Origin of the sequence: Pseudomonas sp. Au-Pse12 (genome assembly GCF_021341665.1) — a bacterium.
Lineage (GTDB): Bacteria > Pseudomonadota > Gammaproteobacteria > Pseudomonadales > Pseudomonadaceae > Aquipseudomonas.
Map to the genome: position 1 here is coordinate 582792 of NZ_JAJTTH010000002.1, position 16275 is coordinate 599066.

The following is a 16275-nucleotide window of genomic DNA, read 5'->3' on the forward strand; positions in this document are numbered from 1 at the left end:
TTTCGGCGGTCTGATTTCGTAATACTCCAAAAACCGTGACAGGAAAACGCACTTTGACGCTTTTTTGATGTTTATTTTTCAGAGTGACGAAAAGCCCTTGGCGCGTTGCCCGGTCACCGTTAAAGTCGGAAGTCCGCCTGCCTCGAAATCCCGCTGAAATCCACCGCCTGTGCGCCCCACGCTCCGTGTTTGCGGGTATTTGGCCGTTTCAGCGAAATGCGTCCTGACAATCCTCCCAGCCGATGCCGCTCTGCGCGGTCTGCGCCAGCAGCCAGGGCAGGCTGCTCTTGACCCCGTCCTGCTTGGCATTGAAGGCAATCACCCCGCGCCGCCACAGCAGCATCAGGGTCAGCACCCGCTGGCCACTGTCCTCGGCCTTGAGCTTGCCGGCGCCATCCTGGGCGTCGATGTCCCACAACGCCACCTGCATGCCCTGGGCATTGAAGAAGCCCTGGGCGTCGGCGCGACGCTGGCCGAAGGGCGGGCGAAACAGCGGCACGTAGTTTTCCGGCAGCTTGCTCTTCACCAGGTCGGCGCTGCGCTGGATCGAGTACTGCCAGTCCTGCCAGTGGCTGTGGGAGCGGAACTCCCAGCCCTGGACCCCGACGCACTGCCGGGAATACAGCGACTGCAGGCTGGCCACCGAGGCCTTGTCGAGGCGGTTCTGGATGTCGTTGCCGAGGACGAAGAACGTCCCGCTGAGGTTGGCCTTGCGCAGGTAGTTGGTGAGCCAGGGCGTATTGTCCGGCGCCAGGTTGGCGGCGCTGTCGAAGGTCAGCAGAAACAGCCGGTCGTTGAGTTCGTCGCCGTTGCGCTCGTAGTCGCCGTAGCGCAGCACCTCGCTGCTGGTCTGCGGTGAAAGCGCCGCCTTGCGCAGCAATTCGTCCAGGTACTGCTCATGGAAGCTGCGGCTGGGTTCGCCCCAGCGGGCGTAATAGGAATCCTCGCTGAGCTGGAACTTGCCGGCCTGCTTGCGCAGCTGCTGCATGTTTTCCACCAGGAAACAGAACGAAGCGTCCTGATCGCAGCTCTGCTGGGCGAAGTCGTAGTTCTCCAGCAGGCGCGTCCACAGATGCTCGCGCAGCTCGTTGATCGCCTCCATGTTGATCATGCGCAGGCCCAGGCGCTGCTTCAGCGACGCCTCGTCCCAGGCTTCGCTGACCAGCAGCGCTCGGGCGAAGGTCAGGATCTCGGCCCGCGAGGCGACATCGAACAGGGTCGGATTGTCGAGTTTTTCCGGCCAGGTGCTGCGATCCAGGGTCGCCACATCATTGGGCGCCGCCAGCACGCTGACACTCAGTAGCCAGGCCGAGAAGAGAAACGCGATACGCAAAAGGGATGCCTCCAGAACAAAACCCGCGCGGCACTATAGCCGATTCGCCGGGCAACAAAGGCATCCCTGTGGTGAGCGAGCTTGCTCCCTCGCCACAACCGGCATCCGCCATGCGTCAGCTATCGCCTTGATAGGTGGAGTCCACGCGCCCGACCCCCTAGAATCCCCCGACGCTTAAAGGAGACGACCCCATGCTGATGGTGATTTCACCCGCCAAGACCCTCGATTACGAAACACCGCCGGTCACCCAGCGCTTTACCCAGCCGCAATACCTCGACCACTCCCAGGAACTGATCCAGCAACTGCGGGAACTGAGCCCGGCGCAGATCAGCGAACTGATGCACGTGTCCGACAAGATCGGCGGCCTGAATGCCGCGCGCTTCGGCAGCTGGACCCCGGCCTTCACCCCGGACAACGCCAAGCAGGCGCTGCTGGCGTTCAAGGGCGACGTCTACACCGGGCTCAACGCCGAATCCCTCAGTGAAGCGGACTTCGACTACGCCCAGCAGCACCTGCGCATGCTCTCCGGCCTGTACGGCCTGCTGCGCCCCCTGGACCTGATGCAGCCCTACCGCCTGGAAATGGGCACCAAGCTGGCCAACGCCCGGGGCAAGGACCTGTACGCCTTCTGGGGCACCCGCATCAGTGAATGGCTGAACGAAGCCCTGGCCGAACAAGGCGACGACCTGCTGCTGAACCTGGCCTCCAACGAGTACTTCTCGGCGGTCAAGCGCACGGCCCTGAACGCGCGGATCATCAACACCGAGTTCAAGGACCTGAAGAACGGCCAGTACAAGATCATCAGCTTCTATGCCAAGAAGGCCCGGGGCCTGATGAGCCGCTTCGTCATCCAGGAACGCATCAACGACCCCGCCCAACTCAAGCAATTCGACGTCCAGGGCTACCGCTTCAGCGCGGAGCAATCGAAAGCCGACAACCTGGTGTTCCTGCGCGACCACGCACCGGAATAAAGCGTTCCCCTGCCGCGCTCGCTGCCAACCGGCGAGCGCGCCAGAATGTGATCACCCGCACATTCCCCGCTCCTGATCAGCCATTTTTTTGGCGCCATAGAACTTTCCGCGCTTTCCCTAACTTTTATTTCACTCGACAGAGCTGATTTTTTTCAGTAGTGGCACCACTTTTTTTATCGAGTAGTGGCACAAAAGTATCCTCTCGCTTCAACTCCCCATAACTAAAGGCCCAAACCGTTAGTGCTATCAATATGCGAGCAGTGCCATCTTTCTCAATATTTCAATAAATTTCAAAAAACAGGATGAGCGGGCCGGAACTATGCCTGCGGACACCGCTCATACCACCGGTAACGATTCTCAACGAACGTGTAGGAGATGACTTACACAGACTCAGGAGAAACTAATCAAGTAGCAGGATTGGTTTGACCAATGAGTCACAAACTTAAACTAAAGGGTAAACAACAGGAGATAAGGCACCTCAACTATCCCCTAAAAAGCCAAGGAACAGCTGGCCTTCAAGGACCGCGAAACCCAATGGACAGCCCGCACTACGTGGCATCCAGCCATCCACCTGGATACGGATGGTGTTTCTCGAGGAACCTGCAGCAGGAGCCGCCGGCAACATTCAAGGGCAAGTCAAAACAACACGGATTGGTTGCGCACAACTTGAGTGCATTTATTTAGACACTCGGAACTTAGTCTGCCTGCACACGGCACTACAGCACACTTCGCTGTACTTCCGAGTGCGCAACAACAGCTGGCAAACATTAACTCCGGCCATCTAATGGCGTGAATAAGACAGAGGTAAATGCGATGCGCATCAGCATATTTGGTTTGGGTTACGTCGGTGCAGTTTGTGCCGGTTGCCTGTCCGCACGGGGCCATGAAGTGGTTGGCGTTGATATCTCCAAAGACAAGATCGACCTGATCAACGCCGGCAAATCGCCGATCGTTGAACCGGGTCTGGGTGAACTTCTGGCGCAAGGCATCCAGACCGCTCGCCTGCGCGGTACCACCCACTTCGCCGAAGCCATCCGCGATACCGACCTGTCGATGATCTGCGTCGGTACCCCGAGCAAGAAGAACGGCGACCTGGAACTGGACTACATCGAATCGGTGTGCCGCGAGATCGGTTTCGTCCTGCGCGACAAGGCCACCCGCCACACCATCGTGGTGCGCAGCACGGTGCTGCCGGGCACGGTGAAGAACGTGGTGATCCCGATTCTCGAAGACTGCTCGGGCAAGAAGGCCGGGGTGGACTTCGGCGTCGCGGTGAACCCCGAGTTCCTGCGTGAAAGCACCGCGATCAAGGACTACGACTTCCCGCCCATGACCGTGATCGGCCAGTTCGACCAGGCCTCCGGCGACGTGCTGCAAGCGCTGTACGAAGAACTCGACGCGCCGATCATCCGCAAGGACATCGAAGTCGCCGAGATGATCAAGTACACCTGCAACGTCTGGCACGCGACCAAGGTCACCTTCGCCAACGAGATCGGCAACATCGCCAAGGCCGTGGGCGTCGACGGGCGTGAAGTGATGGACGTAGTCTGCCAGGACAAGACCCTCAACCTGTCCCAGTACTACATGCGCCCGGGCTTCGCCTTCGGCGGCTCCTGCCTGCCCAAGGACGTGCGCGCCCTGACCTACCGCGCCGGCTCGCTGGACATCGAGGCGCCGCTGCTCAACTCGCTGATGCGCAGCAACGAATCCCAGGTGCAGAACGCCTTCGACATCGTCGAAAGCCACGACAAGCGCAAGGTCGCCCTGCTCGGCCTGAGCTTCAAGGCCGGCACCGACGACCTGCGCGAGAGCCCACTGGTGGAGCTGGCGGAAATGCTCATTGGCAAGGGCTTCGACCTGAGCATCTACGACAGCAACGTCGAGTACGCCCGGGTCCACGGCGCCAACAAGGACTACATCGAGTCGAAGATCCCCCACGTTTCGTCCCTGCTCAACTCGGACTTCGACGCAGTGATCGGCAAGTCCGACCTGATCATCCTCGGCAACCGCGACGAGAAGTTCCGCGCCCTGGCCGAACACGTGCCTGAAGGCAAGCAGGTCATCGACCTGGTGGGCTTCATGGCCAAGGCCACCAGCAGCAAAGGCCGTACCGAAGGCATTTGCTGGTAAAGGCAGCGGCAAGCTCCGAGCTGCAAGCCGCAAGTGAGAGCACCGTGCTTGCAGCTTGCGGCTTGGAGCTTGCAGCTCAGAACTTTAGGACTTCGATTATGCACAGGCTAAAGCACGGCCTGCTTCAGGCCGCCGGTTGGCTGTTTTACTTGAGTTTGCTGATGGGCATGGCCTTGCTGCTGCCCGCCTCGACCTTCGACTCGCAGTCCAAGGACTTCATTTTCCTGATTGGCGCCGTGGGTATCTGGCGCTACTCGATGGGGGCCACGCACTTCGTGCGCGGCATGCTGTTTCTCTACGTGGTCTACCCGCACCTGCGGCGCAAGGTGCGCAAGCTCGGCAGCGCGGCCGACCCGTCCCACGTGTTCCTGATGGTCACCAGCTTTCGCATCGACGCGCTGACCACCGCCCAGGTCTACGGCTCGGTGATCCGCGAAGCCATCGACTGCGGTTTCCCCACCACCGTGGTCTGCTCGATCGTGGAGATGTCCGACGAGCTGCTGGTGAAAAGCCTGTGGGCACGGATGAACCCGCCGGAGCGGGTCAAGCTGGACTTCGTGCGCATCCCCGGCACCGGCAAGCGCGACGGCCTGGCCTTCGGCTTCCGCGCCATCTCCCGCCACCTGCCGGACAGCCGTGCCGTGGTGGCGGTGATCGACGGCGACACCGTGCTCGGCGAAGGCGTGGTGCGCAAGACCGTGCCCTGGTTCCAGCTGTTCGGCAATGTCGGCGGCCTGACCACCAATGAATTCTGCGAAGTGCGCGGCGGCTACGTCATGAGCGAATGGCACAAGCTGCGCTTCGCCCAGCGCCACATCAACATGTGCTCCATGGCCCTGTCCAAGCGTGTGCTGACCATGACCGGGCGCATGTCGGTGTTCCGCGCCACCGTGGTCACCGACCCGGACTTCATCGCCGACGTCGAAAGCGACTCCCTGCAGCACTGGCGCCTGGGCCGCTTCAAGTTCCTCACCGGCGACGACAAGTCCAGCTGGTACAGCCTGATGCGCCTGGGCTACGACACCTTCTACGTGCCGGACGCGGCGATCAACACCGTGGAGCACCCGCCGGAAAAGAGCTTCATCAAGGCCAGCCGCAAGCTGATGTTCCGCTGGTACGGCAACAACCTGCGGCAGAACGCCCGAGCCCTCGGCCTGGGGATCAAGCGCCTGGGGCTGTTCACCAGCGTGGTGCTGTTCGACCAGCGCGTGTCGATGTGGACCTCGCTGCTGGGGCTGACCGTGGCCATCATCGCCAGCGTCAAGTACGGCACCGCCTTTCTCCTGGCCTACCTGCTGTGGATCGGCATTACCCGGCTGATCCTGACCCTGCTGCTGTCCTGCTCGGGGCACCGCATCGGCCCGGCCTACCCCTTGATTCTCTATTACAACCAGATCGTCGGCGCGCTGGTGAAGATCTACGTGTTCTTCCGCCTCGACCAGCAATCCTGGACCCGCCAGGACACCAAACTGACCCGTGATCTCGCCAGCTTTCAACGTTGGTTCAACACCTGGTCGTCTCGAACCATGACCTTCTCGGCCGGCAGCGTATTCGTCGCCGTGCTGCTGCTGATGGTCTGACCCGACTTGCCTGAAATTAGGAACTCGACTCTATGAACACCGCCGTGAACGTCAACGTAGTGCATGAATCCGAAGCCCAACGCCAGCACGCCCGGGTCAAGATCCCGGCCAAGCTGCGCTTTTTCGGCAACGAGGCCAAGCCGCTGGAAGTGCGGGTCCACGACCTTTCCGCCGGCGGCCTGAGCTTCAACGCCGGGCAGCAGGTGCTGACCCTGGGCGCCGTGCACAAGGGCCGCCTGCAATTTGTCATCGACAACCTCGGCCTGGCCATGGACGTCGAGCTGCAGATCCGCTCCTTCGATCGCCAGAGCGGCCGCGTCGGTTGCCAGTTCCAGAACCTCGAACCCCAGGACATCTCTACCCTGCGCCACCTGATCACCTCGCACCTGGCCGGCGACATCGTCAGCATGGGCGACGTGCTCGCCACCCTGCAGCGCGACAATTTCACCAAGGCGCGCAAGACCAAGGACAGCGGCAGCGGCATGAGCGCGCTGGGCCGGCTGCGGGCGGTGACCTTCAGCGCCGGGATCTTCATCGTCGGCCTGGCCGCCTTCGGCTTCGTGCTCAAGTCGGTGTACGGCATGTACTTCGTCAGCCACGCCCAGGCCGGGCTGGTCAACGTGCCGGGGATGAACGTCACCATGCCCCGCGATGGCACCGTGCAAAGCCTGGTGCAGACCGATGGCGCCGTGGCCAAGGGCGCGCCGCTGGCCAGTTTCAGCACCAGCATGCTCGACGTGCTCAAGGGCCACCTGGACGAAAACCAACTGCAACCGGCCAAGGTCGAGGAACTGTTCGGCAAGCAGATGACCGGCACCCTGACCTCCCCCTGCGACTGCACCGTGGCCCAGCAGCTGGTGGCCGACGGTCAGTACGCGAGCAAGGGCGACGTGATCTTCCAACTGGTGCCGCGCAACAGCCAGGCCAACGTCGAGGCGCGCTTCTCCTATCGCCAGTTCGGCGACGTGCGCCCGGGCACCCAGGTCAACTTCCAGATCGCCGGCGAGGATGAAATGCGCACCGGCACCATCGTCAGCAGCGCCAGCCTCAACAGCAGCGACCTGTCCTCCGATATCCGCGTGCAGATCAAGCCCGACGTGCCGCTGAGCAGCGCCTTCGCCGGCCGCCCGGTGGAAGTCAGCAGCGACCGCGGCCCGTCGATGAACTGGCTGATCGACAAAGCCATGGCCGCGGGTCTGTAACCATGACAGTACCTACCCAGCTCTCTGTAGCCGCTGCCGCAGGCTGCGCCCGGCCGCGCAGCGGACGCAACCCGGCCAGCTCGATGCCCCCCGAAAACCTGCGCGAGCGCTTCGCGCTCGATCGCAGCCTGCGGCAGCGGCTACAGGGTTCGGTGTTGCCCTTGGTCGCCGCCCTGGCCCTGGCCGGTTGCGCCGGCCTGCCGGACCAGCGCCTGGCCAACGAAGCCCTGAAGCGCGGCGACACCGCCCTGGCCCAGCAGAACTACCGCCAGTTGGCGGACCTGGGCTACAGCGAAGCGCAAGTGGGCCTGGCCGACATCCAGGTGGAAAGCCGCGACCCGGCGCAGATCAAGCAGGCCGAGGCCACCTACCGCGCCGCGGCCGACACCTCGCCACGGGCCCAGGCACGCCTGGGTCGGCTGCTGGTGGCCAAGCCCGGCTCCACCGAAGCCGAGCAGCACGAAGCCGAGGGCCTGTTGAAAAAAGCCTTTGCCAACGGCGAAGGCAACACCCTGATTCCCCTGGCGATGCTGTACCTGCAATACCCCCACAGCTTCCCCAACGTCGACGCCCAGCGGCAGATCAGCCAATGGCGCGCCGCCGGCTACCCGGAGGCCGGCCTGGCCCAGGTCCTGCTGTACCGCACCCAGGGCAGCTACGACCAGCACCTGGATCAGGTGGAAAGCATCTGCAAGGCCGCCCTCAACAGCACCGACATCTGCTACGTCGAGCTGGCCACCGTCTACCAGAAACGCGGCCAGCCAGAGCAGCAGGCCGAGTTGATCCAGCAGCTGCAGGCCGGCTACAGCCGCGGCGCCATCAGCGCCCAGCGCGTCGACAGCGTGGCCCGGGTGCTGGGCGATGCCAGCCTCGGCAAGCCGGACGAAAAGACCGCCCAGGCCCTGCTGGAACAGGTGGCCCCCGGCTACCCGGTGTCCTGGGTCAGCCTGGCGCAACTGCTCTACGACTTCCCCGAACTGGGTGACGTCGACAAGATGATGGAGTACCTGGAAAACGGCCGCGCCGCCGACCAGCCCCGCGCCGAACTGCTGCTGGGCAAGCTGTACTACGAAGGCAAGTGGGTGCCGGCCGACGCCAAGGTCGCCGAAGCACACTTCCAGAAAGCCGTGGGCCGCGAAGTGGCCGCCGATTACTACCTGGGGCAGATCTACCGCCGTGGCTACCTGGGCCAGGTCTACCCACAAAAAGCCCTGGACCACCTGCTGACCGCCGCGCGCAACGGCCAGAACAGCGCCGACTTCGCCATTGCCCAGCTGTTTTCCCAGGGCAAGGGCACCCAGCCCAACCCAGTCAACGCCTACGTCTTCAGCCAACTGGCGAAGGTCCAGGACACACCGCAGGCCAACGAGCTGGCGCAACAACTGGAAAGCCAATTGCCGCCTGCACAGCGCGCCGAAGCCCAACGCCTGCTGCAACAAGAGCAGGCCGTGCGTGGGGCCTTGAGCCAGAACGCGCTGCAACTGCACGCCCTGCAAGAAGAAGACGGCGAGGAAACCCTATGACGCTCCCCCCACTCAATACAACTCCTGTAGCCGCTGCCGCAGGCTGCGATCGAGCGCAAAGCGCTCGCCACACCAGCCCCCGCCAATCGCGGCCGCTGCGCGACCGGGCGCAGCCTGCGGCAGCGGCTACAGGCAAGCGTTTCAGCCTGTCGAAGCTGGGCATGGCCCTGGGCTTTGCCATGCTCTGGTCCAACCCGACCCTGGCCGCCCTCACCGACACCAAGAACTTCGGCCTGGAAGTGAAGATCACCGGCCAGTCCGAGGACGACCGCGACCTGGGCACCCAGCGCGGTGGCGACGTCAACGGCGTCGGCCTCGACCTGCGGCCCTGGGTCTACGGCGAAAGCGGTAACTGGAGCGCCTACGCCATGGGCCAGGCGGTGACCGCCAGCGACGTGATCGAAACCGACACCCTGCAACAGTCCAGCGATGACGCCAGCCAGCAATCGAGCAACGACGACCGCAAGACCAAGAAGAGCTACCTGGCCATGCGCGAGTTCTGGATCGGCTACAGCGGCTTCACCGCCTACCCCGGCGAACAGTTGAAGTTCGGTCGCCAGCGCCTGCGCAACGACGACGGGCAATGGCGCGACACCAACATCGAGGCGCTGAACTGGACCTTCGACACCACCCTGCTGCGGGCCAACGTCGGCGTCGCCGAGCGCTTCAGCGAATACCGCACCGACCTCAAGGAACTGGCGCCCAAGGACAAGGACCGCCTGCACCTGTACGCCGACGCCGCCTACCAGTGGACGCCCGGCCAATGGGTGGGCATCCGCGCCCACCACACCCATGACGACGGCAAGCTCGACTATGCCCAGCCCGGCGTGGCCAGCGACCCGCTGGACAAGAAACAGAACGGCGACCTGACCTGGCTCGGCCTGGAAGCCAACAGCGACGCCTACAACTGGCGCAACACCAACACGGTCAACTACTGGGCCAGCCTCACCGGCATGCGCGGCGACCGCGACACGGTCAACCCGCTGAACGCCGACGGCAGCCGCCCGACCCAGGCCAAGCGCGGCGACAACCTCGACGGCTGGGCCACCGACCTGGGCGTACGCCTGCGCCTGGACCCGAACTGGCAAGTGGGCGCGGCCTACGCCCGGGCCAGCGCCGAGTACGAGCAGAACGGCCTGCAAAGCAACCGCTCCAACTACACCGGCACCCGCTCCCGGGTGCACCGCTTCGGCGAAGCCTTCCGGGGCGAAATGAACAACACCCAGACCGCCACCCTGTTCGGCTCCTGGCAACTGCGCGAGGACTACGACGCCAGCCTGGTCTACCACAAGTTCTGGCGCGTGGACGGCAACAAGCCGGTGGGCAGCAACGGCATCAATGCGGTGGATAACAATTACGACGACGCCACCGGTGCCCTGCTCAGCAGCACCTCGCTGCCCCTGCAGGACGGCAAGAAAGACCTCGGCCAGGAGATGGACCTGGTGGTCACCAAGTACTTCAAGCAAGGCCTGTTGCCGGCGGCCCTGAGCCAGTCGATCGATGAACCTTCGGCCCTGGTGCGGTTTCGCGGCGGCGTGTTCAAGCCCGGCGACGCCTACGGCAAAGAGGTCGACTCCTACATGCACCGCGCCTTCATCGACGTGATCTGGCGCTTCTGATGCGAACCGCCAAAGGAGTGCCTCAGATGCATGCCAATCACCTCCACAACCCGCGCGGCCAAGGCGCCCTGAGTCTGCTGGCCGGCGCCCTGCTGCTGGCCAGCAGCGCCGCCTTCGCCAACGTCGAAACGACCAAGGCGCCGATCATCGCCAAGGGCCTGCAGCAGGCCAAGACCTACACCGTCAGCAGCGCGCCCACCGAGCCCCTGGCCCTGGCCAAGCCGACCCTGCCGGACCTGTCCGGCTACACCGCCGAAGCCGTTGCGGCGAAGATCGTGCGCAGCAAGCCGGGCAAGATCAGCGTGCGCCGGATGATGCAGGAAGACGCCCTGAAAGACTTTATCGGCGGCGACAACAAGATGGCCGAATGGGTGGTGCGCCAGCACGGCATCCCCCAGGCGATCTTCATCGACGACGGCTACGTCAACCTCAAGCAACTGGTGGGCAAGCTGCCCAAGCAGTACATCAGCGAAACCGCGCCCGGGGTCTACCTGGCCCGCGTGCCCATCGTCGTCGGCCGCCACGGCATCCTGGAAATCGACCAGCAGACCCAGGAGCTGCGCCTGTCCCAGGAAGGCGGCGCGTTCCTGGTCAACGACGGCCAGCTGTTCGTGCGTGACAGCAAAGTCACCGGCTGGCGCGAGCAGGACAACGGCCCGGCGAGCTTCCGTTCGCCCAAGGAATTCCGCCCGTTCCTGCTGGCCTGGGGCGGCACCCAGACCTACATCGTCAACAGCACCATGGCCAGCTTCGGCTACGCCAACTCCAAGTCCTACGGGGTGAGCATTTCCCAGTACACGCCGAACATGGCCAAGGTCCTCAAGCGCCCCGAGCCCACCGGCTGGATCATCGGCTCGACCTTCTCCGACATGTGGTACGGCTTCTACTGCTACGAGACCCGGGACTTCGTGCTCAAGGGCAACACCTACAAGGACAACATCGTCTACGGCATCGACCCCCACGACCGTTCCCACGGCCTGATCATTGCCGACAACAGCGTCCACGGCACCAAGAAGAAGCACGGCATCATCATTTCCCGGGAGGTGAACGACAGCTTCATCTTCAACAATCGCAGCTACGACAACCACCTTTCCGGGCTGGTGATCGACCGTAACAGTGTCAACAACCTGATCGCCTACAACGAGATCTACCGCAACCACACCGACGGCATCACCCTCTACGAGAGTGCCGACAACCTGATCTACGCCAACAAGGTGATCAGCAACCGCCGCCACGGCATCCGCATTCGCAACAGCGTGAACATCCGCCTGTACGAAAACATCGCCATGGCCAACGGCCTGACCGGGGTCTACGGCCACATCAAGGACCTGTCCGACACCGACCGCGACATCAAGCTCGACCCGTTCGACGCCCAGGTCTCGCTGATCGTGGTCGGCGGCGAGCTGGCGGCCAACGGCAGCGGGCCGATGTCCATCGACTCGCCCCTGAGCGTGGAGCTGTACCGGGTCTCGATGCTGGCGCCGACCAAAAGCAGCGGCATCAGCTTCTCCGGAGTCCTGGGCGAGCGCCAGGATGAAATTCTCGACCTGCTGGTGCGCCAGCAGAAAGCCGTGTTGATCGACCCCGTCGAACGCCAGACCGAAATGCGGGATTGAGGATGACTGTCATGCACCCACACTGGATCAAACTCCTGGGCCTGTCGGCCCTGACCGCGGGGATTCTCGCCGCCAGCGCCGGCGCCCGTGCCGACGAAAGCAGCGCCACCAGCGCCGCGCCAAATTTCAAGGCCGAGCCGTGCTGCAACCTGTGCCCGGCCGCCCACGATGCAAAAAACTACGTGACCCGCTACCAGCAGAACTTCACCACCCTGGTGCAAGCCCAGGGCGACTGGCTGTTCCGTACCCAGGAAGATTTGCGCACCGAGTTCAACACCACGCCGGAAGGCTACCGCCGCCTCAAGCAGCTGCACCAAGCCTTCAAGAGCAAGGGCGTGGAACTGGTGCTGGTGTACCAGCCGACCCGCGGCCTGGTGAACCGCAACAAGCTCAACCCGGCCGAAAAAGCCCGCTTCGACTACGACAAGGCGTTGAACAACTACAAGGCCATGCTCGGGCGCTTCGCGCAGATGGGCTACGTGGTGCCGGACCTGTCGCCGCTGACCAACGAACAACTGCCCGACACCCTGCCGGCCCACGACTTCTACTTCCGCGGCGACCAGCACTGGACCCCTTACGGCGCCCAGCGCACGGCCAAGATCGTCGCCGACAAGGTCAAGCAACTGCCGGCCTTCGCCGACATTCCCCGGCGCGAGTTCGAGACCCACAAGTCCGGGCGCATGGGCAAGACCGGCACCCTGCACAACATGGCAGGCCAGCTGTGCGGCACCAGCTACGCCATCCAGTACATGGACCAGTTCACCACCGAGCCCAAGGGCGAGGCCGGCGACGGCGACCTGTTCGGCGATTCCGGCAACCCACAGATCACCCTGGTGGGCACCAGCCACAGCGGTAAGAACTACAACTTCGCCGGCTTCCTGGAAGAGGCCATCGGCGCCGACATTCTCAACGTCGCCTTCCCCGGCGGCGGCCTGGAAGGCTCGATGCTGCAGTACCTGGGCAGCGACGAATTCCAGAAGACCCCGCCGAAGATCCTGATCTGGGAATTCTCGCCGCTGTACCGCCTGGACCAGGAAACCATCTACCGGCAGATGATGGCCCTGCTGGACAACGGCTGCGAAGGCAAGGCTGCGCAGATGACCGGCAGCACCACCCTCAAGCCCGGCAAGAATGAACTGCTGGTCAACAGCCAGAACCTGGACCTGCGCAACAGCGGCCATCAGGTCGACATCCGCTTCGCCGACCCTTCGGTGAAAACCCTGCAAGCCACCCTCTGGTACATGAACGGCCGCCACGAGGACATCAAGATCGAAAAACCGGAAACGTCCGACACCGATGGGCGCTTCGCCTTCGAACTGCGCACCGACGAAGACTGGGCCTCGCAGAACCTGCTGGCGGTCGAAATCCAGGGCCCGGAAGCAGGCACCGCCGGGCAGAAAGTCGAGGCGAAAATTTGCAAACGCAACGTATTCCCGAGCGCCGAGCAACGCACCGCGCAGATCGGGCAATGAGGTTACCTATGCAAAGCACACACCTGAAACACTGGTTGCTCCCCAGCCTGCTGGGGCTGGCCATGGTCACCGGCAGCGCCCAGGCCGCCGCGCCGCTGCGTCCGCCCCAGGGCTATTTCGCCCCGGTGGACAAGTTCAAGAGCGGCGACCACAGCGAGGGCTGCGACGCCATGCCGGCGCCCTACACCGGCGCCCTGCAGTTTCGCAGCAAATACGAAGGCTCGGACAAGGCCCGGGCCACCCTCAATGTGCAGTCCGAACAGGCCTTTCGCGACACCACCGCGGACATCACCAAGATCGAGCGCGGCACCAGCAAGCGGGTCATGCAGTTCATGCGCGACGGCCGCCCGGAACAGCTGGACTGCACCCTCGCCTGGCTCAGCGCCTGGGCCCAGGCCGACGCGCTGATGTCCAAGGACTTCAACCACACCGGCAAGTCCATGCGCAAATGGGCCCTGGGCAGCATGGCCTCGGCCTACCTGCGGCTGAAGTTCTCCGACTCCCACCCGCTGGCCACCCACCAGGAACAGGCGCAGAAGATCGAAGCCTGGTTCAGCAAGATGGCCGACCAGGTGGTCAGTGACTGGGACAACCTGCCCCTGGACAAGACCAACAACCACTCCTACTGGGCCGCCTGGTCGGTGATGGCCACCGCCGTGGCCACCAACCGCCGCGACCTGTTCGACTGGGCCGTGAAGGAATACAAGGTCGGCGCCAACCAGGTCGATGCCGACGGTTTCTTACCCAACGAACTCAAGCGCCAGCAACGGGCCCTGGCCTACCACAACTACGCCCTGCCGCCGCTGGCGATGATCGCCAGCTTCGCCCAGGTCAACGGTGTGGACCTGCGCCAGGAAAACAACAGCGCGCTCAAGCGCCTGGGCGAACGGGTGCTGGCCGGGGTCAAGGACCCGGACACCTTCGAGCAGAAGAACGGCAAGGAACAGGACATGACCGACCTCAAGGTCGACTCCAAATTCGCCTGGCTGGAACCCTACTGCAGCCTCTACACCTGCGCCCCCGATGTGCTGGAGCGCAAGCACAAGATGCAACCGTTCAAGACCTTCCGCCTGGGCGGCGACCTGACCAAGGTCTACGACCCGGCCCACGAAAAAGGCAGCAACGGCCCGTAACAGCAACACCTGTAGCCGCTGTCGAGAGCGTCATGAATGCAATACACCCCCGCGGTTTTTCACGGGGGGGGTTGGGGGGGCTGCGGCCTCTGTCTATTGGTTAAACATGGAGAGATCGGGATGGTTTTCTCATCCAATGTGTTCCTGTTCCTGTTCCTGCCGATCTTTCTCGGCTTGTACTACTTGAGCGGGCAACGCTATCGCAACCTGCTGCTGCTGATCGCCAGCTACGTGTTCTATGCCTGGTGGCGCGTGGACTTCCTGGCGCTGTTCGCCGGGGTCACCCTGTGGAACTACTGGATCGGCCTGAACGTCGGCGCCGCCGGGGTCAGGAGCAAACCCGCCCAGCGCTGGCTGCTGCTGGGGGTGGCGGTGGACCTGTGCATCCTCGGCTACTTCAAGTACGCCAATTTCGGCGTCGACAGCCTCAACGCCATCATGACTTCCATGGGGCTTGAGCCGTTCATCCTGACCCACGTGCTGTTGCCGATCGGCATCTCGTTCTACATCTTCGAGTCCATCAGCTACATCATCGACGTCTACCGCGGCGATACCCCGGCCACCCGCAACCTGATCGACTTCGCGGCGTTCGTGGCGATCTTCCCGCACCTGATCGCCGGCCCCGTGCTGCGCTTTCGCGACCTGGCGGAGCAGTTCAACAACCGCACCCACACCCTGGACAAGTTCTCCGAAGGCTGCACCCGCTTCATGCAGGGCTTCATCAAGAAAGTGTTCATCGCCGACACCCTGGCGGTGGTCGCCGACCATTGCTTCGCCCTGCACAACCCCACCACCGGGGACGCCTGGCTCGGCGCCCTGGCCTACACCGCGCAGCTGTACTTCGACTTCTCCGGCTACAGCGACATGGCCATCGGCCTGGGCTTGATGATGGGTTTTCGCTTCATGGAAAACTTCAAGCAGCCCTACATCAGCCAGTCGATCACCGAGTTCTGGCGGCGCTGGCACATCAGCCTCTCCACCTGGCTGCGGGACTACCTGTACATCACCCTGGGCGGCAACCGCAAAGGCACCCTGATCACCTACCGCAACCTGTTTCTGACCATGCTCCTGGGTGGCCTGTGGCACGGCGCCAACTTCACCTACATCGTCTGGGGCGCCTGGCACGGCATGTGGCTGGCCATCGAAAAGGCCCTGGGCATCAACACCACGCCGCGCAGCCTGAACCCGGTGCGCTGGGCCCTGACCTTCCTGCTGGTGGTGATGGGCTGGGTGATCTTCCGCGCCGAGAACCTGCACGTGGCAGGCCGCATGTACGGCGCCATGTTCAGCTTTGGCGACTGGTCGCTGTCGGAACTCAACCGCGCCAGCCTCACCGGCCTGCAAGTGGCGACCCTGGTCCTGGCCTACGCCACCCTGGCGTTCTTCGGCCTGCGTGACCTGTACCGCAACCCGGCGCCGGTCAAGGCCAAGCCTGAAGTCGACAGCCCAGCCGACGGCCCGGCCAGAGCCCAGCCCGGCCTGATCAAGGCGGTGCCCGGGGACACCCCCGGCAGCATTCACCAGCCGGGCTACATCGTCGGCACCGAGGCCCAGGTGCAGCCGGCCTACTGGACTGCCGACTGGTCGCGCTACGCCATGCGCGCCCTGGTGCTGCTGCTGTTCATTGCCTCGATTCTCAAACTCTCGGCGCAGAGCTTCTCGCCGTTCCTTTACTTCCAGTTCTGAGGGATCTGCC

At 63.5% G+C, this 16275-nt stretch carries 11 protein-coding genes; 10 read left to right on the plus strand and 1 reads right to left on the minus strand.

The annotated features are described in order from the left end of the window. Positions 1 to 208: 208 nt before the first annotated feature. On the minus strand, positions 209 to 1333 hold the full coding sequence (locus LXM55_RS07280; RefSeq protein ID WP_233319768.1) for a polysaccharide deacetylase family protein: 1125 nt from the start codon (positions 1331 to 1333) through the stop codon (positions 209 to 211). A 191-nt stretch (positions 1334 to 1524) separates the two neighbouring features. On the opposite strand from LXM55_RS07280, the gene yaaA reads away from it, so the two are divergent. The 10 genes from yaaA to LXM55_RS07330 all read left to right on the plus strand — a co-directional run bounded on the left by yaaA (position 1525) and on the right by LXM55_RS07330 (position 16265). Continuing rightward, positions 1525 to 2304: a peroxide stress protein YaaA gene (gene yaaA / locus LXM55_RS07285; RefSeq protein ID WP_233319769.1), complete on the plus strand. Its 780-nt coding sequence runs from the start codon at positions 1525 to 1527 to the stop codon at positions 2302 to 2304. A gap of 813 nt (positions 2305 to 3117) precedes the next feature. Then, complete coding sequence (locus LXM55_RS07290) at positions 3118 to 4434, plus strand: nucleotide sugar dehydrogenase (protein WP_233319770.1); 1317 nt, start codon at positions 3118 to 3120, stop codon at positions 4432 to 4434. 98 nt (positions 4435 to 4532) lie between these two features. Continuing rightward, positions 4533 to 6014 (plus strand): mannuronan synthase, encoded by a 1482-nt coding sequence (gene alg8, locus LXM55_RS07295; protein WP_267924151.1) that lies wholly within the window; start codon positions 4533 to 4535, stop codon positions 6012 to 6014. Between the two features lie 32 nt (positions 6015 to 6046). Then, positions 6047 to 7216 carry an alginate biosynthesis protein Alg44 gene (locus LXM55_RS07300; protein ID WP_233319771.1) on the plus strand — a complete coding sequence of 390 codons (1170 nt, stop codon included), beginning with the start codon at positions 6047 to 6049 and terminating at the stop codon, positions 7214 to 7216. An 83-nt stretch (positions 7217 to 7299) separates the two neighbouring features. Beyond that, positions 7300 to 8739: an alginate biosynthesis TPR repeat lipoprotein AlgK gene (gene algK / locus LXM55_RS07305; protein ID WP_233319957.1), complete on the plus strand. Its 1440-nt coding sequence runs from the start codon at positions 7300 to 7302 to the stop codon at positions 8737 to 8739. Positions 8740 to 8900: 161 nt separating this feature from the next. Beyond that, positions 8901 to 10358 carry an alginate export family protein gene (locus tag LXM55_RS07310; RefSeq protein WP_233319958.1) on the plus strand — a complete coding sequence of 486 codons (1458 nt, stop codon included), beginning with the start codon at positions 8901 to 8903 and terminating at the stop codon, positions 10356 to 10358. A 26-nt stretch (positions 10359 to 10384) separates the two neighbouring features. Further along, entirely contained in the window at positions 10385 to 11974 is a 1590-nt protein-coding gene (gene algG, locus LXM55_RS07315) for a mannuronan 5-epimerase AlgG (protein WP_442799743.1), read from the plus strand. An 11-nt stretch (positions 11975 to 11985) separates the two neighbouring features. Further along, positions 11986 to 13446, plus strand: a complete 1461-nt coding sequence (locus tag LXM55_RS07320) for an alginate O-acetyltransferase (protein ID WP_233319773.1) — start codon at positions 11986 to 11988, stop codon at positions 13444 to 13446. 8 nt (positions 13447 to 13454) lie between these two features. Beyond that, a complete protein-coding gene (locus LXM55_RS07325; RefSeq protein ID WP_233319774.1) occupies positions 13455 to 14579 on the plus strand; it encodes a mannuronate-specific alginate lyase in 1125 nt (374 codons plus the stop codon). Between the two features lie 120 nt (positions 14580 to 14699). Next, complete coding sequence (locus tag LXM55_RS07330) at positions 14700 to 16265, plus strand: MBOAT family O-acyltransferase (protein WP_233319775.1); 1566 nt, start codon at positions 14700 to 14702, stop codon at positions 16263 to 16265. Positions 16266 to 16275: the final 10 nt, after the last annotated feature.

Coding starts and splice junctions, on each gene's coding strand:
- LXM55_RS07320 (WP_233319773.1), top strand. CDS start 11,986: ATGCACCCACACTGGATCAAACTCCTGGGCCTGTCGGCCCTGACCGCG.
- alg8 (WP_267924151.1), top strand. CDS start 4,533: ATGCACAGGCTAAAGCACGGCCTGCTTCAGGCCGCCGGTTGGCTGTTT.
- algG (WP_442799743.1), top strand. CDS start 10,385: ATGCATGCCAATCACCTCCACAACCCGCGCGGCCAAGGCGCCCTGAGT.
- LXM55_RS07325 (WP_233319774.1), top strand. CDS start 13,455: ATGCAAAGCACACACCTGAAACACTGGTTGCTCCCCAGCCTGCTGGGG.
- LXM55_RS07330 (WP_233319775.1), top strand. CDS start 14,700: ATGGTTTTCTCATCCAATGTGTTCCTGTTCCTGTTCCTGCCGATCTTT.
- yaaA (WP_233319769.1), top strand. CDS start 1,525: ATGCTGATGGTGATTTCACCCGCCAAGACCCTCGATTACGAAACACCG.
- LXM55_RS07300 (WP_233319771.1), top strand. CDS start 6,047: ATGAACACCGCCGTGAACGTCAACGTAGTGCATGAATCCGAAGCCCAA.
- algK (WP_233319957.1), top strand. CDS start 7,300: ATGCCCCCCGAAAACCTGCGCGAGCGCTTCGCGCTCGATCGCAGCCTG.
- LXM55_RS07290 (WP_233319770.1), top strand. CDS start 3,118: ATGCGCATCAGCATATTTGGTTTGGGTTACGTCGGTGCAGTTTGTGCC.
- LXM55_RS07310 (WP_233319958.1), top strand. CDS start 8,901: ATGGCCCTGGGCTTTGCCATGCTCTGGTCCAACCCGACCCTGGCCGCC.